This is a genomic window from Hymenobacter lapidiphilus, assembly GCF_013377885.1.
In the GTDB taxonomy this organism is placed as follows: domain Bacteria; phylum Bacteroidota; class Bacteroidia; order Cytophagales; family Hymenobacteraceae; genus Hymenobacter; species Hymenobacter lapidiphilus.
Window position 1 is genome coordinate 1 of record NZ_JABKAU010000010.1, and the last position, 22,842, is coordinate 22,842.

The 22,842-nt window shown below is 58.7% G+C and carries 22 protein-coding genes and 1 pseudogene; 7 read left to right on the forward strand and 16 right to left on the reverse strand.

What is annotated here, in order from left to right; all coding sequences use genetic code 11:
• From HW554_RS21160 to HW554_RS07075, 6 genes and pseudogenes are all read left to right on the forward strand, one after another.
• Positions 1–190 (forward strand): annotated as a pseudogene (locus tag HW554_RS21160) (IS701 family transposase); the annotation flags it as partial.
• A gap of 76 nt (positions 191–266) precedes the next feature.
• Positions 267–1,259: a YeiH family protein gene (locus HW554_RS07055; RefSeq protein WP_246285139.1), complete on the forward strand. Its 993-nt coding sequence runs from the start codon at positions 267–269 to the stop codon at positions 1,257–1,259.
• Positions 1,260–1,525: 266 nt separating this feature from the next.
• Positions 1,526–1,771, forward strand: coding sequence for a hypothetical protein (locus HW554_RS07060; protein WP_116942903.1), 246 nt, complete (start codon positions 1,526–1,528; stop codon positions 1,769–1,771).
• 118 nt (positions 1,772–1,889) lie between these two features.
• Positions 1,890–2,600: a hypothetical protein gene (locus tag HW554_RS07065; protein WP_176907888.1), complete on the forward strand. Its 711-nt coding sequence runs from the start codon at positions 1,890–1,892 to the stop codon at positions 2,598–2,600.
• Positions 2,601–2,623: 23 nt separating this feature from the next.
• The gene (locus tag HW554_RS07070; protein WP_176907889.1) at positions 2,624–3,793 is read left to right on the forward strand and encodes an SHOCT domain-containing protein; all 1,170 of its coding nucleotides are present in this window, start codon (positions 2,624–2,626) and stop codon (positions 3,791–3,793) included.
• Positions 3,794–3,847: 54 nt separating this feature from the next.
• Entirely contained in the window at positions 3,848–4,891 is a 1,044-nt protein-coding gene (locus HW554_RS07075; protein ID WP_176907890.1) for a DUF3089 domain-containing protein, read from the forward strand.
• A 587-nt stretch (positions 4,892–5,478) separates the two neighbouring features.
• Here HW554_RS07075 and tsf read toward each other — a convergent pair.
• The 9 genes from tsf to recA all read right to left on the reverse strand — a co-directional run bounded on the left by tsf (position 5,479) and on the right by recA (position 14,006).
• Positions 5,479–6,318, reverse strand: coding sequence for a translation elongation factor Ts (gene tsf, locus HW554_RS07080; protein ID WP_176907891.1), 840 nt, complete (start codon positions 6,316–6,318; stop codon positions 5,479–5,481).
• Between the two features lie 201 nt (positions 6,319–6,519).
• A complete protein-coding gene (rpsB, locus tag HW554_RS07085; RefSeq protein WP_176897009.1) occupies positions 6,520–7,287 on the reverse strand; it encodes a 30S ribosomal protein S2 in 768 nt (255 codons plus the stop codon).
• A gap of 20 nt (positions 7,288–7,307) precedes the next feature.
• Positions 7,308–7,694 (reverse strand): 30S ribosomal protein S9, encoded by a 387-nt coding sequence (gene rpsI / locus HW554_RS07090; protein WP_092741435.1) that lies wholly within the window; start codon positions 7,692–7,694, stop codon positions 7,308–7,310.
• A 39-nt stretch (positions 7,695–7,733) separates the two neighbouring features.
• The gene (gene rplM, locus HW554_RS07095) at positions 7,734–8,186 is read right to left on the reverse strand and encodes a 50S ribosomal protein L13 (RefSeq protein ID WP_176907892.1); all 453 of its coding nucleotides are present in this window, start codon (positions 8,184–8,186) and stop codon (positions 7,734–7,736) included.
• A gap of 216 nt (positions 8,187–8,402) precedes the next feature.
• Positions 8,403–9,116, reverse strand: a complete 714-nt coding sequence (locus tag HW554_RS07100; protein ID WP_176907893.1) for an RluA family pseudouridine synthase — start codon at positions 9,114–9,116, stop codon at positions 8,403–8,405.
• 217 nt (positions 9,117–9,333) lie between these two features.
• Complete coding sequence (locus HW554_RS07105; RefSeq protein WP_176907894.1) at positions 9,334–10,446, reverse strand: sensor histidine kinase; 1,113 nt, start codon at positions 10,444–10,446, stop codon at positions 9,334–9,336.
• Positions 10,447–10,689: 243 nt separating this feature from the next.
• Positions 10,690–11,388: a response regulator transcription factor gene (locus HW554_RS07110; RefSeq protein WP_317170848.1), complete on the reverse strand. Its 699-nt coding sequence runs from the start codon at positions 11,386–11,388 to the stop codon at positions 10,690–10,692.
• A gap of 347 nt (positions 11,389–11,735) precedes the next feature.
• Entirely contained in the window at positions 11,736–12,527 is a 792-nt protein-coding gene (locus tag HW554_RS07115; protein ID WP_246285140.1) for a DUF3108 domain-containing protein, read from the reverse strand.
• A 324-nt stretch (positions 12,528–12,851) separates the two neighbouring features.
• A complete protein-coding gene (recA, locus tag HW554_RS07120; protein ID WP_394354315.1) occupies positions 12,852–14,006 on the reverse strand; it encodes a recombinase RecA in 1,155 nt (384 codons plus the stop codon).
• Positions 14,007–14,175: 169 nt separating this feature from the next.
• On the opposite strand from recA, the gene HW554_RS07125 reads away from it, so the two are divergent.
• Positions 14,176–15,342: a hypothetical protein gene (locus HW554_RS07125; protein WP_176907897.1), complete on the forward strand. Its 1,167-nt coding sequence runs from the start codon at positions 14,176–14,178 to the stop codon at positions 15,340–15,342.
• 67 nt (positions 15,343–15,409) lie between these two features.
• Here HW554_RS07125 and HW554_RS07130 read toward each other — a convergent pair whose 3' ends face one another.
• The 7 genes from HW554_RS07130 to HW554_RS07160 all read right to left on the reverse strand — a co-directional run bounded on the left by HW554_RS07130 (position 15,410) and on the right by HW554_RS07160 (position 22,835).
• Positions 15,410–15,988 (reverse strand): GNAT family N-acetyltransferase, encoded by a 579-nt coding sequence (locus HW554_RS07130; protein ID WP_176907898.1) that lies wholly within the window; start codon positions 15,986–15,988, stop codon positions 15,410–15,412.
• A 313-nt stretch (positions 15,989–16,301) separates the two neighbouring features.
• Positions 16,302–16,745: a hypothetical protein gene (locus tag HW554_RS07135; RefSeq protein ID WP_176907899.1), complete on the reverse strand. Its 444-nt coding sequence runs from the start codon at positions 16,743–16,745 to the stop codon at positions 16,302–16,304.
• Between the two features lie 109 nt (positions 16,746–16,854).
• Positions 16,855–17,817, reverse strand: coding sequence for an AAA family ATPase (locus HW554_RS07140; protein ID WP_176907900.1), 963 nt, complete (start codon positions 17,815–17,817; stop codon positions 16,855–16,857).
• An 87-nt stretch (positions 17,818–17,904) separates the two neighbouring features.
• Complete coding sequence (locus HW554_RS07145) at positions 17,905–19,293, reverse strand: peptidylprolyl isomerase (protein WP_246285141.1); 1,389 nt, start codon at positions 19,291–19,293, stop codon at positions 17,905–17,907.
• Positions 19,294–19,564: 271 nt separating this feature from the next.
• Positions 19,565–21,931, reverse strand: a complete 2,367-nt coding sequence (locus HW554_RS07150; protein WP_176907901.1) for a peptidylprolyl isomerase — start codon at positions 21,929–21,931, stop codon at positions 19,565–19,567.
• A 126-nt stretch (positions 21,932–22,057) separates the two neighbouring features.
• The gene (locus HW554_RS07155; RefSeq protein WP_176907902.1) at positions 22,058–22,471 is read right to left on the reverse strand and encodes an ATP-binding protein; all 414 of its coding nucleotides are present in this window, start codon (positions 22,469–22,471) and stop codon (positions 22,058–22,060) included.
• Between the two features lie 34 nt (positions 22,472–22,505).
• Positions 22,506–22,835, reverse strand: coding sequence for an STAS domain-containing protein (locus tag HW554_RS07160; protein ID WP_019947653.1), 330 nt, complete (start codon positions 22,833–22,835; stop codon positions 22,506–22,508).
• Positions 22,836–22,842 lie beyond the last annotated feature (7 nt).

Genomic DNA, 22,842 nt, shown 5'->3' on the forward strand with positions numbered 1-22,842 from the left:
TCAATGCCGACGGGCGCAAGCGCAGCGCAACCACTTGGCTTGTTGCTATTTGGCCTGGGTATCCTTGCGACAGTTTGCCCAACAGACGGCCCAGACGATTTACCAGGCTCACCGACAGCAGTGGGCTCCATATCTGCGTCAACTATTGGCTAAGCCGCTCATTCCAGCCCTACTGCCTACGAGTGCGTAAGTCCTAAACTATTTTAGATTATCGTACGGGGAGGGGTGAACGTACCTTTGAAGGCGTTTATTAGCCCACCCTACTTATGCCCCGAGCCCTGCTTACTACCCCCGAAACGGCAGTTCCTGCATTAGGCTCAGGTGGCCCCGGAAGCCATACTGGCTTGTTGGCTAAAGTGGTGTTCGGGTTGCTGCTGGCCTTTTGTCTCACGCCCTGGGCTTCGCCGCCGCTGGCGTTGGCGCTGGGTTTAGTGCTGGCTCAAACGCTGGGCAACCCCTTTCCGGCCTTCACCAAAAAGCACACGTCCAACCTGCTGCAGTTCTCGGTTATCGGGCTGGGCTTCGGCCTCAATGCCCACGCCGCAGTGCAGGCCGGCCGCGAGGGAGTCCTGTTTACCGTTGTTTCTATTCTCGGAACGTTGGTATTGGGCTACGTGGCGGGCCGGTGGCTGAAGCTGGACCGCGTAGTCACGCACCTGATTTCGTGCGGAACCGCCATTTGCGGAGGCTCGGCCATTGCGGCGGTAGGGCCAGTAGTGGGGGCGAAGGATGAGGAGATGTCGGTGGCGTTGGGCACGGTGTTCGTGCTTAATGCGGTGGCGCTGTTCGCCTTTCCGCCCATCGGTCACGCGCTGGCCATGTCGCAGCAGCAGTTCGGTCTGTGGTGTGCCATTGCCATCCACGATACCTCGTCGGTGGTGGGCGCGACGGCGGCTTATGGCTCCGAGGCGCTGGGCGTGGCCACTACCGTGAAGCTGGCGCGGGCCCTCTGGATTATCCCGGTGGCGCTGGGCACAGCTTACTTTTTCAAGCAGAAAGATGTGAAGGTGAAGCTGCCCTGGTTTATTCTGGGCTTCATCGGGGCCATGCTGCTGAACACCTACGTGCCTGCCACCCACGTTGTAGGGTCCTGGCTGGTGAAACTGGCACGTCTGGGCCTGGTGGTAACGCTGTTTTTTATCGGTGCGGGTCTGTCGTTGAAAACCATCAAGGCCGTGGGGCCGCGGCCGTTCGGGCTCGGGGTGCTGCTGTGGGTAGTCATTTCGGCGGCATCGTTATACGTTATTGTGAAGCTGTAGGCACAAGTGTTGCCATTGCGAAGAACGAGGTAGGGGCGGGGCTTGTCCCCGCCCGCCGTTGAACGACGCGGATACAAACTGTGCAACGGCGGGCGGGGACAAGCCCCGCCCATACCTCGTTTCAGCAAACCATTTCGCAAATGGAGTCAATTGTCGAACTGAAAGCCGTTGCTGCCCATGCTGGCAGCAACGGCTTTCATCGTTTTGGGTAGGAGGCGGCCCGGACTGCGTATCTTCGCCCCGTTCTGCTTCGTTGCCCGTTACTTATGCGCCAGCTCGCCATCATCCCCAATCCGCACGCCAAAATCACGCTCTTCAGCTGGAATGGCAAGTACCTCATCAAGCTCGAAAAGGGCTCGTTTGAGCAGACGTATAAGGTGAGCGAGCTGGACCTGACCGGCGAAGAGGACATCCACCGCCTGCTCGACAATGAGTTCGTGCAGGCCGCCGTGGCCCGCTTTGCCGCTATGCAAACCGACCTGCAGGCCGCCTTCGACCGCCACGATATTTAAGGAAGGTCAAAGAAATAGGCGTCATGCTGAGCGCAGGCGAAGCATAACACCCGTTTTGAGCCCACTCGCAGCCCACTCGCAGCCCACTCGCAACCTACCCGCATTCCCTGTACCTGAAATGAAACATCTCCTGCTACTCCCGGCACTGCTGCTGACCGCTACCTTAGCCCAGGCCCAGCTGTATGAGGCCCGCACAAGTAGCGTCAACTTCGAGAAGCGCACGCGCGACGCCGTGAAAGTGGAGGTGGAGGCCTCGGCCGACTGGACCCGCGACTTTTGGCAGCGTTGGCTCAAGGATACCTACAACATCAAGCTGAAGGGCGACGGCGTGTTTGGCGTGGGCAAGCGCGACAACCTCACGGCCAAGCAGGTGCCCATGTCGAGCGTCAGCGGCCAACTCATCGACCTGTACTCGACCATACTGGCCCCGGCCGATACGGTTACCGAGCTATCGGTGTGGGCTGCCACGGGTCCCGACACGTTTCTGGCCGCTTCGAGCAGCGAGTTCGTGGCGCTGCGCTCCATTGTGCAAAGCTTCGGCACGGCCGCCCGCCAGCGTGCCTACCGCGAGCGGGTGGAAACGGCCGAGAAGGAACTGGCCGCCACGACCAAGGACAAAGAGAAGCTGGAAAAGAACCGCGCCAACATGGCCAGCAACACCAAGTCCAACCTCGAAAAAATCGAGCAGCTCAAGCAGCAAAACCTCGACAACCAGCGTAAATCGGCCGAGGACTCGGTGAAGCTGCTCGATAACGCCCGGCTGCTGGAGCTACGTCAGGCCCAGCTGGAACGCAGCCGGACCCGATTGCTCAACCTAGACCGTCCGTAACGCCGTTTTCGCCGCGCTTCCCTATGGAGAAAGACCTCTCGCCCCTCGATACGCTTCGTCAGCTCAAAGAATGGCTCGACGCCGGCACCATCACGCCCGACGAGTTTCAGACGTTGAAGCAGAAACTGGTATTTGCGCCGGCCACTCCGGCCGTGGCACCCGAAGCCGCCGCGCCGGAGTTCCGCAGCCCCGAACTGCCGGAGCCAGGGCCCACCGGGCCGGAAGTTTCCGGTGCCATTGTGCCCGGCATGATGCCCGAGCTGCCGCCCACCGAGCCGGAGCTTTCTGCTGCCATTGTGCCCGACGTGCCGCCCGCTCCGCCGGTCAGGCCCGAGCCGACCACCGTGGCTCCGGTAGAAATGATGCCCATGCTCCCGCCGGTTACCCACTCCCCGGCAACTGGGCCCTACGGCGTCGCCGAGCAGGAGTACGTGGAGGAGGACGCCTACACCGCCCCGCGCAAAAGCCCCCTGATGACGATTGTGGTAGTAGCCTCCATTCTGGCCCTGCTGGCCCTTGTGGCGTATCTGCTCACCGACGGCCGCGACTCGGAGCGCCTCACCAGCACCTCCCGCACCACGGCCGATTCGGTGGCGGTGGCTCCGGAAGTAGGGCCCCAGACCGAGCAGATTGAGTTGCCGCCCATTGCTGCCCCCGAAACTATTCGCGTGGCCCCTGTGGTTGCGCCTATTGTGGCCCCCGCGCCCGCCGACACGGCGGTTGGCGAAGTGTCGGCTCCGCCCGCTGTAACCCCAGCGCCGGCCGCTGCCGATGCCTCGGTTGGGCTGTCGGCCAGTGCTGCCAAGGCCCGCGTAGAAACGATTATGCAGCGCTATTACACCGATTTGCAGGCCCCACCGTTCACGGCCACGGCCTATTTCGCCCCCCAGATTGAGCGGTTTTATCTGATGCAGAATACCACTCCAGCCGCCATCAGTGCCGAGCTGGCCAGAACTCACTTCCCCGAATTTCTGGAAGCCCAGACCAGTATCCGGCCCGGCACGCTCCAGGTGGGTACCCCGGTGGCCGATGGCTCGCGGGTGGTCACGTTTGTAGAGAATAGCACGGCCTTGCGTCAGTCGTTGCAGAAGCGCCAGCAAACTGCCGCCCAGATGCGGGTGCGCTTCGACAAGGACTTTAAAATTGTGTACCTGCGGCAGGAAAAGCTACTGGAAAACAACTTCGAAGAGTAAGCCTTCCGGCTGGCCGGCGCAACGCTGCCTGGCTGGCTCCCTCCCAATCCGTCTATGCTTATCCGTCCCGTTTTGTTATCGGCCGTGGCCCTGCTGTGCCTCAGCTCCTGCCTGAAAGTTATCAAGCCGAGCAAAGATTTCGGCCAGTACGATAACCCCGTCGCGCCTGATTACGCCCAGCAGGCTAGCTGGGCCGCCCTGCCCACCCGCCGCGACTCGGCCGACGCGGTGCCGCGCAACACAAACTTCAAAGACCAGCAGGCAACTGCCGCGGCCGACGTGTTTTACGTGCACCCCACCACCTACTACTGGCGCAAGCAGTGGAACGCCAGCCTCAGCAACGACCGGGTCAACCAGTTCACCGACGACGACGTGATTCGCAACCAGGCTTCGGCTTTCAATGCGGCGGCCCGGGTATACGCGCCCCGCTACCGCCAAGCCACGCTGTACAGTTTCTTCGTCGACGACCAGAGCACCAACGGCAAACAGGCGCTGGACTTAGCGTATTCCGACGTGAAGGCGTCTTTCCAGCACTACCTGGCCAACTACAATCAGGGCCGCCCCATCATCATTGCCGGCCACAGCCAGGGCACCGTGCACGCCACCCGGTTGCTACACGAGTTTTTTGATAACGACGCCAAGTTGCGCCAGCGGCTGGTAGCAGCCTACCTCATCGGCTTCAAAGTAAAACCCGACGAGTTCCAGGTTCTCAAGCCTTGCACCGACTCGACCCAGACCGGCTGTTACGTGGCCTGGAACACCGTGGCCTGGGGCAACGCCTACCCACCCTTCGAAAACGGCGTGGCCGTGAACCCGCTCACCTGGACGCTCGACACGCTGGCCGCGCCTGCCCGCCTCAACCGCGGTGGCGTCGGGCAGGATTTCAACCGGCTCGACGTGGGCGTGGTCGATGCCAAGGTACACCACGGCCTGCTGTGGGTGCATCCGCCCAAACCCTCGGGCTACCCGCGCTTCCTAATACCCGGCCAACCCCAGCTCTGGCACTCCTTCCACATCGCCGATTATGGCCTGTTCTACGCCAACATCCGCCAGAACGCGGTTACGCGGGTGAGGGCCTGGCAGGCGAAGGCGAAGTGAACACTCACTGCTGCTCTCGCAGTTCTTTGATAATTTCCTCCGTAAAAGGTGCCCATCGGTCGGCCGGAAATTCCTGCCGAAACTCGGCATATCCTTCCCAGAAACAATGAAGCTGTTTAGAAAGTCAAAAGAACGTCATGCTGAGCGCAGCCGAAGCATCTCTACCGTTTCGTTACAGTCATTCAGCGAAGCGGTAGAGATGCTTCGGCTGCGCTCAGCATGACGTTCTAATTGATTCCGGGTACTTCCTAAACAGCTTCAATCTTCTTGGAAGCCTTTGAAGTCGCCGGCGGAATACATGGCAAGGTTGTGAAGCCATTGGGTAATGGCATACGCAAAACGGAGCCGCCTTCGGTTACTTCGCCCGTACCGAAAATAGAATAGAAAGCCTTCCACGTAGCTATGTGCCTTTATATCCGACATAGCCCAGTATAGTAGCTCCCGGTATAATACTTTGCGCTCGTCTGTCATATCGGCCGAATATAGGAAACACAAAAAGAGCCCCGCCGGCAGATTGCCAGCGGGGCCTTTTTAAATCCTGAACGGGAAGCTAACGGCTAAAAGCTATCAGCTAACAGCTCCGAGAATTAGCCTACAATGGCTACGCGCTTGAAGTCGGAAACTGTCAGGCCTTTGCTGGTCTTGTCGAGCAGCTGAGCGATGGTCATTGAGTTGTCCTTCACGAATTCCTGGTTGAGCAGGGTGTTCTCCTTGTAGAACTTGTTGAGCTTGCCCTGGGCAATCTTCTCCAGCATAGCCTCGGGCTTGCCATCGGCACGCGCCTGCTCTTTGCCAATCTCAATTTCACGCTCGATGGTCGCGGCATCCACGCCGTCCTTATCAAGGGCAACGGGCTTCATGGCTACAATCTGCATGGCTACGTCGCGGCCCACGGTAGCAACGTCGGCACCGCCTACGTTCTTCATGGCTACAAGCACACCCTTCTTGTTGTCGGAGTGGATGTAGGAAGCAACTTTCTCGGCCGTGATGTTCTCGTAAGCTGTTACGTCGAGCTTCTCGCCGATTTTGCCCATCAGGTCAATGATGTGCTCCTGCAGCGAGCGGCCGTCGTCCTGCTTAGCAGCCAGCAGTTCCTCTTTCGAGGCGGCATTGCTCTTCACGGCCGTGTCCAGAATGCGCTGGGCCAGCTCCTTGAAATCAGGAACCTTCGAAACCGGCTCGGTTTCGCAAGCCAGCGACACCAGCTTGCCGTTGGTGCCATCCTCGCTTACAGCGGCCAGTACCACGCCTTCCGACGTTTCGTTCTCGGCGCGCTTGTCGGCAATTTTCTGGCCCTGCTTGCGGAGCAGGTCACGGGCGGCTTCGAAGTCGCCTTCAGCCTCTACGAGGGCTTTCTTGCAATCCATCATGCCGGCACCGGTCATGGTGCGGAGCTTATTTACGTCAGCGGCGGTAATTGTGGCCATTTGGTAGGAGTTAGGAGCTGAAAGCCAGAAGTCAGAATCTCAAAAGATAGAGCTGGTAGCTAAAAGCTAAATGTTGGAATTGAATGAAAGAGCAGATGCGAATAGATGCAAAAAAGTCAGGAGCTAAGAGCTAGAATTTGCCAGGCGGTTTCCCTCTGATTCTAGCTCCTGGCTCCTGACTTCTAGCTTCTACAAAAGCGACTATTCGTCGGCGTCCTGCTTTTCCTTGATGCCTTCTTCTTCGGCTTGCTTCTTATCGGCGTCCTCTTTGTCGACTTTGCGCTCCGACAGACCATCTTCGATAGCCTTACCCATGATGCCCACGATGAGCTGGATAGACTTCGAAGCGTCGTCGTTGGCTGGAATCGGGAACTGCACCGACTCGGGGTTCGAGTTCGTATCGCAGATAGCGAATACCGGGATACCCAACTTCTGGGCTTCCTTCACAGCAATGTGCTCGCGCTTCACGTCGATTACGAACAGGGCCGAGGGCAGGCGGCTCAGGTCGGCAATGCCACCGAGTACCCGGTCAAGCTTCTCCCGCTCGCGCGACAGCATCAGCCGCTCGCGCTTAGCGAGGGCCGCGTACGCCGTGTTTTCCTTTACCATCTTGTCGATGGTGCTCATCTTCTTCAGCGACTTGCGTACGGTGGCGAAGTTGGTGAGCAGGCCGCCTAACCAACGGTCGGTAACGTAGGGCATGTGTAGGCGCTTGGCCTCCTCAGTCACAATTTCCTGCGCCTGCTTCTTGGTCGCCACGAACATGATCTTGCGGCCGCTCTTCGCGATGTTGCGAATTGCGCTGGTCGCGTGCTCAAGCGAAGCAAGCGTCTTGTTGAGGTCGATGATGTGGATGCCGTTCTTCTCCATGAAGATGTACGGAGCCATTTTGGGGTCCCACTTGCGGGTGAGGTGACCAAAATGCGAACCGGCGTCCAGCAATTCTTTATAGGTGGTAGTCTGGGCCATGATAGGGTTCCTCTGGAATATTAGCGTTTCGAGAACTGGAACGAACGACGAGCTTTACGCTTGCCGAATTTCTTGCGTTCCACCATGCGCGGGTCGCGGGTCAGGAAGCCTTCCTTCTTCAGGGCAGGGCGAACCTCCGCGTTGTCGCCCACGAGGGCTTTCGAGATGGCCAGACGGATGGCTTCGGCCTGGGCCGAAATGCCACCACCACGAACGTTCACCTTGATGTCATACTGGCCGACTTGCTCGACAGTAGCCAAAGGCTGGTTCACGATGTTTTCCAGGAGTTCATTGCCAAAATAGGCTTTCATTTCCCGGCCGTTGATAGTGATATTCCCTTGCCCGGCCTGCATGTAAATGCGGGCCACCGAGGTTTTTCTTCTACCAGAGGTATTGAGGATTTCCATTAAGTGGAGAATTAAAGAAAAAAGGAGCCGGGTTGCGGCTTACAGATGCGAGAAAGAAAGCGCCTTAGGCTGTTGCGCCTCGTGCGGATGCTCGGTGCCAGCGTACACGAACAGGTTACGGAACTGCTCGGCACCCAGCTTGTTGCCCTGCAACATGCCGCGTACTGCGTGCTCAATAATCCGGGTCGAGTCCTTGGCCTTTTTGTCGCGCAGGTTGATGCGCTTCTGTCCGCCGGGGTAGCCCGAGTGGGTGATGTAGATTTTGTCGGTCAACTTCTTGCCGGTTACCCGCAGGTTGTCGGCATTGATGACGATGACGTTGTCGCCACAATCCGAGTTGGGCGTGAAGGAGGGCTTGTGCTTGCCACGCAGCATGTTGGCAACTTGGCTGCACAACCGGCCCAGAGTGGCGTCGGCGGCATCAACCACAACCCAGCCCTTGTTGGCGTTGGCTTTGTTGACGGCAACCGTCTTGAAGCTCAGATGGTCCATTGGGGAGGAGGATAAACGTTTGAAAATGAAGAAGAAGCCGCGAGCCCTGGGGGCAAAACGGACACAAAGTTACCGCCTTTCGGCAAATATTCAAGCCGGGAGCTTAATAATTGTCTGGAAAGCAGTGGGAAAGGCGTGCTGTTTTGGTGGTAAACAAGGAAAAAAAGTGCGTCATGGTGAGCAAAGTATAACGCACTTTTTGCCCTCGTTTACCACTTACGCGTACTGCCGCATGTTCTCCACCAGCACCCGGAAATCCTTGGGGTAGGGGGCCTCGATGGTCACCGACTCGCCATCGAGCTTGGCGAAGGTGAGCTGGGCGGCGTGCAGGGCAAAGCGCTTGATAAAAGGCTGTTCCTCTTCGCCCTGCTTCACGTTAAACTTCTTCTTGAGCGTCGACAGGTAGAAGTCTTCGCCGCCATACACTGTGTCGCCCACAATAGGCGCCTGCAGGTAAGCGAGGTGCAGCCGGATCTGGTGCATGCGGCCGGTGATGGGCTGGCATTCGAGCAGCGTGTGGCGGGCAAATGCCTCCATGGTACGCACCACCGTAACGGCCGGCTTGCCCTTGTAGGCCAGCCGGGCTTTCCCCTTAGTGGTAGTTTCGATGCTTCGGTCGACGCGTAGGCCCTCGTAGTGGTGCACGCCCCAAGCCACGGCGTGGTACACCTTGCGCACCTGCCGGTCTTCGAACTGCATGGCCAGGTGGCGGTAGGCGGCCGGGTTTTTGGCCAGCGCCAGCGCCCCGCTGGTTTCCTTGTCGAGGCGGTGGCAGGCCTGCACGTCGTCGTGGTGCTCGCGGGCCAGGCGCAGGATGTTGGGCGCCCCGCCAAACCGCTCGTCGAGCGTGGCCAGGAATGGGGGCTTGTTGATGACGATGAAATCCTCGTCTTCAAACAGAATCAGGTCTTCGAAATTGGGCAGCTTCATATAGAGCTGCAAAGGTAAGGGGTAGAGAAGTGAGAAGCGGGGAGACGGGTATGAAGAAGCAAGAAAAAGGGAGGTCATCCTGAGTGCAGCGCAGCGGAGTCGAAGCATCTCTACCGCTTCGTTGCAGCCGACAGGAATACTGTTGCGGTAGAAATTCTTCGGCTTCGCTCAGAATGACGTTCCTTTTTCTTGCTTCTTCATACCCGTCCCTCGCTGCTCACTTCTGCCTCGGCCGGGGCAGCTTGAATTCGAGCGTGGTACCCTGGCCTGGCTCGCTTCGTACCCGGATGATGGATTTGTGGGCCTCCACCAAGTGCTTGCTGATGGCCAGCCCCAGCCCCGTGCCGCCCGCCGCCCGCGACTCGCGGGTGCGGCTTTTATCGATGCGGTAGAAACGCTCGAAAATGCGCTGCTGATGCTGCTTGGCAATACCTTCGCCGTCATCATGCACCTGAATCAGTACTTTTTTTGGACCGGTTTCCAGGCTTACCATCACCTGCCCCTGCTCGCGGCCGTATTTGATGGCATTGTCAATCAGGTTGATGAGCACCTGCCGGATGCGGCCGCGGTCGGCCAGCACAAGTACGGAGCGCGTTACATCGGGCATCTGCGCTTCGGACCCGTCGGCTTCGGCGGACGCTACCCGTAGCTCCAGGCTTACTTGGCGGCGAGCGGCCTGCAACTCCAGCTGCTCAAAAATGTCGCGTACCAGCTGGGGTAAGTCGAAGGACTGGCGGCGCATCCGCAACACGCCTTTTTCGAGTTGGGAAATGGTTACCAAGTCCTGCACGAGCTGGTCGAGGGCATCGAGGCTGGTGGCGGCTTTGCGCAGAAACTTGCGGCGCGTGGCCGCGTCCATGCTCCCATTCGGACTCTCCTCCTCCTCGTCGAGCACGGTATGCACGAAGCCCTGCGCGGCGAAAATGGGCGTTTTTAACTCATGCGACACATCGGCCAGAAATTCGCGCCGCAGCTCCTGCAGGCGCTTCAGCTCGTCGATTTCCTGCTGCTTGCGCTGGGCCATGTCCAGGATTTCCTCGCGCATGCGCTTGAGTGGCTCGGGCCGGAACAACAGCTTGTTCGACAGGCGCCGGAAGTCTTTGCGCTTGATGTAGTCCAGCTCCTGGTAGATGTTGTTGACCTCGCGAAAAATGAGGGCTTCAAACAGCAGGTACAGCAGCAGAAAGCACGCCGCCACCGTAATGGCAGCCGCCAGCACGGCCTGCTCGCGCGGCATAGTGGGCACCGCCAGCACCAGCGCCGTCAGCACCACCGCTACCAGCCCCGACAGTAGCAGCGCAATGCTGCGGGAAGATAAAACCAGGCGCATGCTTTCAGAAATTAGGTTTCAGGTGTCAGAGCCTGCTGGCAACGGAGTTGTTTAGGAGGTCGAGTAGGATGTCATGCTTCATCTGGCGTCTGCGTAGTCGAAGCATCTCTACTGTTTATGTTGAGCGGCCCTGACAAAGCGGTAGAGATGCTTCGACTGCGCGGACGCCAGATGAAGCATGACGTCCTACTTGACCCCTGGCACTTTCTAAACAGCTTCCCTATGATGTGCCTAATCTCTGACTCAGTCAATATTGAACTTGTAGCCCACGCCTTTGATGGTCTGGATGTGGTGGTCGCCTACCTTTTCGCGCACTTTGCGCACGTGTACGTCCACGGTGCGGGCCAGCACGAACACGTCGCTGCCCCAAATGTTCTGCAGTAGCTCTTCGCGGCCGAATACCTTGTGGGGCGAGGCGGCCAGGAAGGCCAGCAGTTCGAACTCCTTTTTGGGCAGCGTGATCTTGCGGCCGTCCTGGTACACGGCAAAACCCGTGCGGTCGATGGTGAGGCCGTTTATTTCAATAGTGTCGGACACGTGCTGGGGCTCTTTGTCGCGGCGCACGTAGGCGGCTAGGCGGCTGAGCAGGGCGCGGGGCTTGATGGGTTTGGCAATGAAGTCGTCGGCCCCGGCATCAAAGGCGGCTACTTCCGAAAACTCCTCGGCCCGGGCCGTCAGGAAGATGATGTAGGTGTCCTTGAACCGGGGCTGCTCGCGCAGCTGGCGGCAGGCAGCAATGCCGTCGAGGCGGGGCATCATCACATCGAGCAGCACAATGTCGGGGCTGAATTCGGCTGCTACCTCAAGGGCCTGATGGCCGTCGGCGGCGCTGGCCACGGTATAGCCTTCCTTGCGCAGGTTGTATTCAAGCAGCTCTACAATGTCGGGGTCATCATCGACTACCAGAATTTTGTAGGCGTTGGGGTTGGTGGCTGGTTGCACAGGCAGAGGCGGTTTAGGGTAGAACAGCAGGCGGGCAGATAAAAGTACGGCTGGCCGGCGTGACCGGCGTGTTATCGTTTCGTTACCCGGGCCACGGCGCCAGCCCAGCAGCGCCGGCCGGGGCAGCTTGGTCGGCACCGGGTTCGGAATGGGCCACACGAAATCGGCCAGCCCAGGCGGGCGGGCTGAAGCAGCGGCGGCGGTGCTTACCAGTACCGGTCGGAAGCGAGCAGGGGCAAATAGCAGCATCGGAAGCAAAGCAGGAAAAGAGGTGAAAGGAGCAGCCTGATGAACCTGGAAGGGCAAAAAAAAGGCGGCCCCTGTTGGGAGCCGCCTGGTAATACGTGCTAATTCTGAGCCACCATATTGAGCCGGTTTCGCAGGCCCTTGTACTTGTAGAGGTCCACCTTCACGGCTCCGACCAGCATATCGGCCTGAATGAGCACCGGTACCTTGTTCTGATCGTCGGAGAGGTATACGGAAACGGCGTTTTCGCCTTTGAATAACTTGTTTTTGGGCATTTTGGGAACCAGCCGGATAGCGCGGATAGTGCCAGCTCTGGTGCTTACCGTTTCGCGGCCCTTGTAAATTACATCCATGGGCAGCATTTCCTCATCGAAGAAACCCTGCACCCGGATAACCTCGCCGGGCCGGCGCAGATCGTAGTTGAGCGTGCGCAGGTAGTAAAATCCGCTGACGATATCCTGCACATTGTCGGGTACTTTGAAGGTGCCACGCTTGACGTCGTTCTTGTCTTTCTTGTAGCTCTCGACATTTGCAACGTCGCGCAGACGGTCGAAGTCGACGGTTTCGCGCTTGCGGTAGTTGTTCTCCTCAATATTGCGGAAGAAGCGCCGGGGCTGAATGCTACTCGTGTCGATGTAGGAGCGCCAGGTGTCGCGGATGCGCAGAAAGTAGTCGAACGAGCCGATAGTGCGGCCCGTAACGGTGGCCCGGTAACAGGGCCTGTCGTTGATGCGGTGCAGGTTGTTGTCGAGCTCAATGGTAGCATCGGCGGCGTTGATTAGGCCGTAATGCACTTTATACTGCAGGGTTTCGCCCGTCTGGAAACTGGTATTGTCAGCCGAGCGGGCCGGCTGCTTGGTTGGTCCGAAAGCCACCAGACCAGTAATCAGCAAACAGAATACAAGTGAAAGTAGAAGCCGACGGCGAATAAGCATGAGCAGGTCCAGAACAATGAATCGGCTGATTCATTTCAAAAGCGGTGCCAGTAAAGATACTGGGTTTTAGGCAGCAGAAAATCTGCCACTATGAACCTAGGCAATTACGCAGCCCATCGACTGTGGTCCAGCCATCGGCCTGCAACCGTAATACACGCAGGTGGCCCGTCTGGCAGCGTACCGGGGTGCAGGCTGTAGCCAAGCGGGTTTCGAACCGCTGACCAGCAAAAAAAAGCTCCCCCGGTTACCGGGGGAGCTTTCTTATAAACTACAGACACGCGCTTACGCTTCGTCTTCCACAGGCTCCATAGTCTCTTCGGAGTCCACGGTGCGGTCCTCGTCGAGGGCGGCCAGCGCCTCCTCGGGGCTGCCTTTTACCTTGGCTCTAATCTGGGCTTCGATTTTGTCGGCCAACTCAGGGTTGTCCTGCAAAATGGTTTTTACACCCTCGCGACCCTGGCCGAGGCGGTTGCCGTCGTAGCTGAACCACGAGCCCGACTTGGCAATAATACCCATATCAACGCCCAGATCGAGGATTTCACCCACTTTGGAAATACCTTCGCCGTAGATGATGTCGAATTCAATCACCTTGAACGGTGGGGCCACCTTGTTCTTGGCCACCTTTACCTTGGTGCGGTTGCCAGTGATGTTGTCCTTGTCCTCCTTGATCTGGCCGATCCGACGGATGTCGAGGCGTACCGAGGCATAGAACTTGAGCGCGTTACCACCAGTCGTGGTTTCGGGCGAGCCGAACATCACGCCGATTTTCTCGCGCAGCTGGTTAATGAAAATGCAGCAGCAGCCGGTTTTGTTGATGGTGCCGGTGAGCTTGCGCAGGGCCTGGCTCATCAGACGGGCGTGCAGACCCACCTTCGAGTCGCCCATGTCGCCTTCCAGCTCGCCTTTCGGCACCAAGGCCGCTACCGAGTCAATGACGATGATATCAATGGCACCGCTGGAAATCAGCTGATCGGCAATTTCGAGGGCCTGCTCGCCGTTGTCGGGCTGCGCGATGAGCAGGTTAGCCGTGTCGATGCCAAGCTTGCGGGCGTATACAGGGTCGAAGGCGTGCTCCGCGTCGATGAAGGCCGCAATGCCGCCCTTCTTCTGGGCTTCGGCAATGCAGTGCATGGTGAGCGTGGTTTTACCCGACGACTCGGGGCCGTAAATTTCGACCACGCGGCCCTTGGGCAAACCACCCACGCCGAGGGCAATATCGAGGCCGAGCGAGCCGGTGCTGATAACTTCAATATCCTGCTGTATCCGGCTGTTGTCAAGCTTCATGACGGTGCCCTTGCCGTAGTTCTTGTCAAGCTTTTCAAGGGTCAGGGCCAGCGCCTTCAGCTTCTGCTGCTGCGGGGTCAGGTCTTTGCTATCGGCTTTGTCAGCTTTGTCAGCTTTCTCAGCCTTATCGGCTTTGTTGGAGTTTAAGGCCATCAGAAAAGGGGGTAAGTAGATTTGCTTAGGTTTGGTGAATGTAAGTCTTTTTGCCAGCCTCTGCAAGCCTACTCAGGCTGCCGGAGGGGCTGGCATCTGGTAACGCCGGCCGACTATATTTTGTGCCCGCAATGCTAAAGAAATTCGTCGGATTCAGCATCTTTTTCTCGTGCTAAAATTTTTAGAAATTTGCCCTGCCTGCAGGCCCCTGATACTGACGCTGCTAGCCGGGCTGGCCAGCAGCACGCTGGCCCATGCGCAGCTCGACAACCGGGCTTTTCTGTACCGGGCTCCGCTCGGCCCGAGCTACGAACACCAGTTGCGGCTGGAGGTGCAGGGGTTTCTGTTTAATAAAGACAACGAGTATTTCAACAAGATTGATCCTGGGCTAACTTACTTCGGGGCGCAACTGGCCCCGCGGCTGGTGTACTATCCGGCCGGCAACCTGCGCTTGGAGGCAGGTGTGTTTCTGTGGAAAGACTACGGGACGCCCCGGCTGCGGCAGGTGCGGCCGCTATTCACGCTCAAATACCGCCAGGGGCCGCACACGCTGTTGTTTGGTAACCTCGAAGGCAACCTGCACCACGGCTACATTGAGCCGCTATTTGATTTTGAGCGGGTGATAACCAATCGGCTGGAAGAAGGCTTGCAGTACCAGTTGCAAACCCCGCGCACCAGCTTGGATGCATGGGTAAACTGGGTGCGACAACAGTACCGGTTCAGTAATTTCCAGGAAGAAGTGGCCGGGGGCCTCACGCTGGAACATCGCCTGCTGGCCGATTCGGCCCGGTGGTTGGTGGCATTGCCGTTTCAGTTCACGGCTACTCACCGCGGCGGCCAGATTGATACCATCGATAAGCCGTTGCAGACGTTGTTTAACGGCGCCACGGGGCTGCGGGTGCGGCGCGGGCTGTCCTCCAACTTGGTGCGTGCAGTGCATTTCGATGGCTATCTGACGTACTTCAACGATTATTCTTTCACCGAGGAGTTGCCTTTCAAGAGCGGAACGGGCATCTACCTGAACGTGGGGGCTGATACGCGGCTTTCCAATCTGCAAGTGGCCTACTGGAGCGGGAAAGGCTACATTTCACCCCTTGGCGGCCGGCTCTACCAGTCGGTATCGTCTTCGGCCGTGGATGTGGGCTACACAGAGCGACAGCGCCAACTCCTGATTCTGCGGGTGCTACGCGACTACCGGCTACCGGGCCAGGTTATTCTAACCACCCGTTTCGAGCCCCTCTATGACCTCAACAACGGACTGTTCGACTTCTCGTTTGCGCTCTACCTGAATTTCAACCAGAGCTTTCTGCTAACCACGTTGCGCCCTAACCGCTGACTGGTGGAGGCTGAGCCTATCTGGAGAAGGCGGCCGCGTAAAGGACGAAGAATAGAACATCTTACGTTTACGCCTGCTCTTCGCGCCGCAAAATGTAGTGCAGGACCGGCGCAGTGCCCAAAACCCGGCGCAGCCAAGCCGGGCGGGCGGGCACCGGCAGCGGCTGGAAGCCCAGCGCCTCGGCTACAGCCACGCTGCGCGGGTTGTCGGGGCGGCAGCGGATGAGCAGGCGGGCCGCCCCGAGCGGCCCGAAGGCGAAGGCCACGGCTGCCGCCAATGCCTCGCGGGCATACCCCTGTCCCTCTGCCTCAGCGGCCAGGTAATACCCGATTTCGAGAGTAATGGGAGCGGTCCACTTAGGCTTAAGGCTGATGTCGCCGAGGTAGTGGCCGCCCTTGCGGTGCCAGATGCCGTGCACGTAGAGCCGGCCGGTGCGCCAGTCGCGGCCGAATTGCTCCAGCAGCCGGCCGCTCGACTCAACCGAAGTGGCCGCCGCCTCGCGGGTGGGGAAAGATGGCCGCAGCCGCAGCCGGTTGGCGGCTATCAGCGCGAAGAATTCTGCCGCATCAGCCATACCGTAAGGTCGCAGCAGCAGCCGGGTCGTGAGGCGCGGGTCGGAGTCGGGGGCAGCGGCAGGAGCGGGCAAAGCGGCGTATATGCGTTGGAAATGGGTACAGAAAGGCGGCAGACGCTTTATAACGCAGAACACGACGCTGTAGTCCGCCCACGCTGCCAGAACGCATATTTGGGTTGCCGGTGCTAACGCCTGCCCAATGTAGAGACGCCTTTTTGCGTTCCGTAGTTGGATGGCATTCGCGGCAGCCAATATCAGCAGCAACGAAATGTGAACTGCTGCGCTTCTAGCATACGAACACGCCGTTTGCGAAACGGTTATAACCGGAAAAGCCACCTCATGGGAGGTGGCTTTTCTAATGTATTATCCGACCGGTTGAAAGCGGCTATTTCGTGAGCTGCAGGCCGACACCGGAGCGCGACTGAGGCGGGCTGCCCAGGGAGTGCTGATTGCGCATCACGTTTACCTGGCGGGCGGCTTCGTTGAAGTATTCGAGCCGACGGATGAGCATTTCCTTGGTCAGCACGCGGCCTTCGGGCGTGCGCATCAGGCTCTTTTTGTCGGCCAGAATCCGCTGCATCATTGCCTCGTTGTGCGCTTCGTTGCTTTGGAACTGAGCCAGAAACTCGCGTACCTGCTCGCGGGGCGTGAGGTCGGGGGAAAGGCGGAACTGGCCGCCGCCCTGGTTGAGCACCTCGCTCAGCACGTACACCTCCAGCGGCAACGACACGTTCAGGGCCGTTGGGCTGATGTTGAGGCCCGCATCGAGGCCGCTAAGGATGATGACGAGGTTGCGCTCAAACTGCTCGTAGTAACCGGCTGCTTCCATTTTTCAATTAAAAACTAAGAGTTAAAAGTTAAAAATTGACTATCAATGAGTTTCACGGTAAACCGCTTCCATTCGTTCTTAGCGCTCAATTTTCAACTTTTAATTGATTTCAAAGTAACTCTTTCACCAGCTGATCCACTGTAATGCCCTCGGCTTCTGCTTTGAAGTTGCGTACGAGGCGGTGGCGCAGGATGGGCAACGCTACGGCCTGCACATCCTCAATGTCGGGCGAATACTTGCCATGGATGAGGGCGTGGCATTTGGCCCCTACAATGAGGTGCTGCGAAGCTCGTGGGCCGGCGCCCCACTCCAGCAGCTGGCTGGCGCGGGCGGCGGCGCGGCCGGTGTTGGGGCGGGTTTTGTGCACCAGCCCCACGGCGTACTCTACCACATTGTCGGCCACCGGCACGCGACGCACGAGCTGCTGGAAGGCCTGGATTTCGTCGGCGTGCAACACCTTCTCCACCTGCACCCGGTGGTTGGAGGTAGTGTTTTTCACGATTTGCAGCTCCGCCTCGTAGCTCGGGTAGCCCAGCTCAATGTTGAACATGAACCGGTCGAGCTGGGCCTCGGGCAGCGGGTAGGTGCCTTCCTGCTCAATGGGGTTCTGGGTGGCCAACACGAAGAAAGGGCGGGGCAATGCGTAGCGCTTGCCGGCGACAGTTACGGCGTACTCCTGCATGCTTTCGAGTAGCGCGGCCTGGGTTTTGGGCGGTGTCCGGTTGATTTCGTCGGCCAGTACAATGTTGGCGAAAATCGGGCCCGGCACGAAGTGGAAGTCGCGCTCCTTATTGAGCGTTTCCGAGCCCACAATGTCGGAGGGCATCAGGTCGGGCGTGAACTGCACGCGGTTGAACGATAGGTCCAGCGCATCGGCCACGGTCTGGATGAGCAGCGTTTTGGCCAGCCCGGGCACGCCTACCAGCAGGCAGTGGCCCTGCGAAAAAACAGCGGTCAGCACCAGCTCCACCACGTCTTCCTGCCCAATAATGACTTTGCCAATTTCGCGGCGCAGCTTCTGGTAAGCGGCAGCCAGCGCGTCGGCGGCTTCTTTATCGGAGGCGAAGGGCATTCTAGAGTTGTTAGTTGTTGGTTGCTAGTTGTTAGTGCTGAGTTAGAGGGCGTTAAAAACTGACAACTCAGCACTAACAACTAGCAACTAATTAATCGAGTTCAGCAGCTGGCAGCCGGCATACTCGGGGTCTACTTCGAGGAATACGGTGCCGCGGTTGAGGGCAAACCAAGCGTCGAGGGCTTTGTTTTTCTTCTGATTAAGCGCGGCGGCGGCAATTTTCTGGTAGTCGTCGTTGAGGTTGGCCTGGTGGGGCGGGCTGTTCGATTTCAGGTACAGAATGCGCACGGCGTCCTTGCCATCCTCGGTGCGGTAGGGTAGGGGCGGGCTGATGCTGCCCACTTTCATAGTGTCGATGGTGAAGAAAATGGCTGGGTCGAGCTGGTCGAGGGGCAGGTAGGTGCTGGCGTCGCGGCGGTTCTGGATCAGGCCACCGTTGCCGCTGGTCAGCTTGTCGTCGGAGTTATCCTTGGCTGCCTTGGCGAAGGTGAGCGTGTCGGCCATAATCTGCCGGCGCAGCTTGGCCAGCTGCAACGAAGCATCATTGGTGTCGGTGGTGCCGGTTTCGGGCTTGAGCAGGATGTGGCGGGTGCTGTACGAGTCGCCTTTGCGCTCGATGAGCTGGATGACGTGGAAGCCGAACTGCGACTCGACTACCGGCGAAATACCGCCCGGCTCGAGGCGCAGCGCGGCGGCCTCATACTCGGGTACCAGCTCGCGACGCTTGAAAAAGCCCAGGTAACCGCCTTCTACGGCGGAGCCGGGGTCCTGCGAGTACTGCTTGGCCAGGGTAGCAAAATCCTCGCCGCCCACAATACGGGCGCGCAATTCGTTGAGCTTGGCCTGGGTGGCCTGCTTTACCTTGTTGTTCACCTGCGCCACTTTCACAATCTGGCCCACTTCCACTTCCGAGGAGTAGTAGGGCAGGCTGTCTTTGGGCATGCGGTTGAAATACTGGCGTACCTCGCGCGGCGTCACCGACACTTTGCCGGCAATCTGGTCCTGCATTTTCTGCTGAATCAGCTGCTCTTTCACCTGCGTGCGCAGATCGTCCTTGATCTGCTTGAGCGGCTTGCCGTAGTATTCCTCCAGCTTCTGCTCCGAGCCAATCTGCTGCACGAAATAGCCCATACGGCGGTCCAGCTCGCTTTTTACCTGGCTTTCCTCCACTACCACCGAGTCGGTTTCGGCCTTGGCCAGCAGCAGCTTATTAAGGGCCAAGCTCTGCAGAATTTTGCACTTGGTATCGGGCGGCAGCGGCTTGCCCTCGGCGCGGGCCACTTCCTGTCCATAAATGCCCTCCAGGTCCGATTTCAGCACAATCTGGTTGTCGATCTTGGCGATGATGCCATCGACTATGGAACGACCCATCGGGCGCCCAACACCCAGCTGCGCGTGGCCGGCCGTAGCCGTAACAACCAGCAACGTCAGGCTTAGCAGGGCTTTAAAGGCTGGTACTCGCAAAAAAATACGCATGAATCTGGTTCTAATGCCCATCCCGGCAATATGCCCGGAAAGGGTTGGCAAAGGTTTCAACGCCCAAAGCCGCCCGTAAATTTCGTTATAAATCCTTGCACCGGCAAAAACCGCGCATGCTTCCGGTTACGGGAGCCGGTTTAGGGGCTAGGCGTTGCATCAGGGGCACAACTGCCGGTACAAGAGAAGCGAGAAATCCGACTCAACTCACTAAACAAAGTCGTTCAGCGGTTTGAGCCGGATTTCTCGCTTCTCTTAGATTGGCAGCGGCTTACTTGGTTATCAGCTTGTCTACCTCGGGCTGGTTGATTTTTACCGGGTTCTGCGCCTTGAGCTGCTCCAGCCACTCCTTTTCCAGGTAATTCTGGTAGTCGGACGTAGCTTGGCCCCGGGCTTCGTTCAGGGCTTTGGGGCCGGCGGGCAGCTGCTTATCCACAATCACCGTGTAGTAGCGGCCTTCCATTTCGGTCTGGTACAGGCCGGGCGCCTTGTCCATGAACTGGTCGGCGGCTTTGTTCTCGCCTTTGGCAAAGCTGCGCTGCTGGATCTGGACGGCCAGCGGGTTTTTCTCGTTGAGGCTTTGCTCAATCAGGGTCGGATTGCGGCTCATGGCCGTCAGGATTAGTGCGTCTGAGGCAGTGGCGTACTGCTTTGGCTGGGGGCTGCGGCTCATTTCATTTAGGCGACCTGAGCTTACTCCTTGTCCGGTTAGGTAGGCCTGCACGGCTGCTTGACGCTGGCTAACCAGCTTGCTGGATGTCTTAACGCGGGATGGGTCATTCATCCCCAGCAACAACGTTGTATCGCCCTCTAGCATGCGGCCGGCCAGTTCTTCTAGCAATGCTTTGCTGGTAGGTAACAGTGTGGCCGTACGGGGCTGGAACTTCAGCACGGCCGGAATGCCTTCCGTAACCGGCAGATAGGTGCTGGCTGTAGCGGGCGCTTTCGGCGCAGTCGGATTGGGGAAGAAGGCCTGCGCCTGGCTCCGCAGCTGAGGCGTAGCGGCACTGATAACGGTGGCCTGCACCCGAGGGCCCCACTGGTAGTTGGTCTGGTTGGCGGCGAAGAACTGTTGCAGGCCCGTGGTGTCCTCGATGGCCTTGCTCCATACCTTTTCGTCCATCAGCTGGAACAGCAGAATACCATCACGGTACTCTTTTACCAGCATGCGGTAGTCCTCGTACTTGTTTTCGAGGTTGGCCTTTTCAAACTCGGTCAGGCGCTGGTCTACGTACTGGTCGTAGAGCTGCTGCATGGCGAAGCGCGGCTCGGCGTTGGCGCGGGGGCGCTGGCTTTGCTGGGCGTAGGTCAGGAAATCCTTTACCAGGTAGGGCTGCCCCTGAATGGTGAATAGCGCCGAGTTGTCGGTGATATTCTTGCTGACCTTGCCAGCGGCCGCTACTGGAGCCGAGTAGGCAAAGCGGCCCTGCACCAGCGAGGTATCGGCCTTGGCCAGCACGTACTCCTTCACGGCCGGAATTTCCACGAAGTTGTTTTCGCGGCGCACCCGCTTAAGGAAGGCGGCGCGGTTTAGCTCGGAGCGCGAATCCTTGGAAACCTTGCTTTTAAGCGTGGGCTCCATGGCCTCAAACGATGGCACAGGCTGCTTTTCAGTCAGCTTGATGATGTGCCAGCCGTAGGGCGTCTGCACGGGCGGGGCTAGGTCGCCGGGCTTCTGGAGCTTAAAGGCGGCTTCCTCGAACGAGGGAATCATGCGGCCGGTACCGAAAGCGGGCAATTCGCCGCCGTTGGGTGCCGAGCCGGCATCCTCCGAAAACTGGCTTACCAGCTTGTCCCAGTTCTCGTTACGGCGCGTCAGGCGGGTGTACAACTCGTCCACCTTTTTCTTGGCCGTAGCCGAGTCGGCGGCGGGCATGCCGGGCGTGGCCCGTACCATGAGGTGGGCCACCTTTATTTCACCCTGCGCGGAGCGCACGTTATCTACCTTGATGAGGTGGTAGCCAAAGCGCGTGCGAACCGGGGCCGACACCTGCCCGGGAGTAGTAGAATAGGCGGCCGACTCGAAGGGGTATACCATCTGCATGGCCGTGAAGTAGCCCAGCTTGCCGCCGTTGCCATTCGCCCCGCGGGCCGAGGGGTCGTCGGAGTTTTCGCGGGCCACCACGTTGAAGTTCTCGCCGCCCTCGGTTACGCGGCGGCGCAGGCCCATGGCCTTTTCGTAGGCGGCCAGGGTGTCTTTGGGCGTAGCATCGGGGGCCACGTTTATCAGCAGGTGCGAGGCGCTTATTTCCTTGCTCAGCCGGTCGTAGGCCTCGCGCACCAGCTGGTCGGTTACGCTTTTCTCGGTGAGGTAAGGCTGGGCCAACTGCTGCTTGTAGCCCTCCAGCTCCTGCCGGAACGCCTGGGTGGTATCGAGACCCCGCTGCTCGGCGGCCAGTACCTTCAGCTTGAAGTTGGTGTAGAGGTCGAGGTACTCCTGCACGCTGGCTTTGGTGCCGAAGGCAGGGTCGGAACTGTTGTTTTTCCGATACACATAGGCAAACTCCGAAGCCGGAACGGCGGTAGTACCCAGGGTTTCGACGGCGGCAGCCGAAGTAGTTGTGGCAGGTTTGGTGGTCTGGCACCCGGCGAGCAGGGCCGCCGCAGCAGTGCCGGCAAACAAAAAACGGTTATGCATACTTGCGAAAGAAGGGAATCAGCGGGCGTAGTTCCATACCGGGCCAACGGGCCGGATGGGGGTGACTACAATTTTACGGATTTTTTCCCGGCGGCCGCAGTCGGCTGCCCGCGCTGTGCCGCCGGCTCAGGTCAGGGTTTTGTAGAGGCGGCAGATGGTATGCTCGCCGACTGTGCTGTATTCCACCCGGTCCATGATGCGGTTTACCAGCATCATGCCCACGCCACCCTTCTTGCCCACGCGCACAAACTCACGCAAATCGGGCTCCTGATACGAGCCGGGTGAATAGGTTGAGGAATTGCCATCCTCAATCTCGAAGCCAAACTCGCGGTTAAGCACCGTTACCCGCACATCCAGAAACTGCTTTTCGTTTTCGGCGTTGGCATGGATGATGAAGTTGGCTACCACCTCATCCACGGCCAGTATCAGCTGGTTGACGAGTACCTCGGAAAGCTGCTGCCCGGCCAAGTACTCGCCCACAAAGTCGCGCACCACCTTCAGGTTGCGACGGTTGCAGCTAATACGAATAGCTTGTTCCATGCCTTGGGAATGGGGGCAGAGCAGTTTCGGGAAGTTAAACAGCCGCCGCGTCGGCCTCCGAGGGCACAATGGTCATCAGCGAATCGAGGCCCAGAATCTCGAATACGTTGCGCACTTTCTCCTGCATGTTGAAGAACACCAGCTTCACGTTGGCATCCTGAAAGGTTTGCAGGTGCGAAATGAACACCCCCAGACCTGCCGACGAGATATAGTTGAGTTGCTGGCAGTCGATGAGCACTTTTTGCGTGCGAAGAATTTCGGGCTTGCTGAGCTCGGTATCGAGCAGAACAGAGGAGCTGGCGTCCAGCTCTCCATTGAGGGCCAGCGTGAGCGTGGTATCGGTGGCGTGTTGCGTTATTTTCATGGCTTGA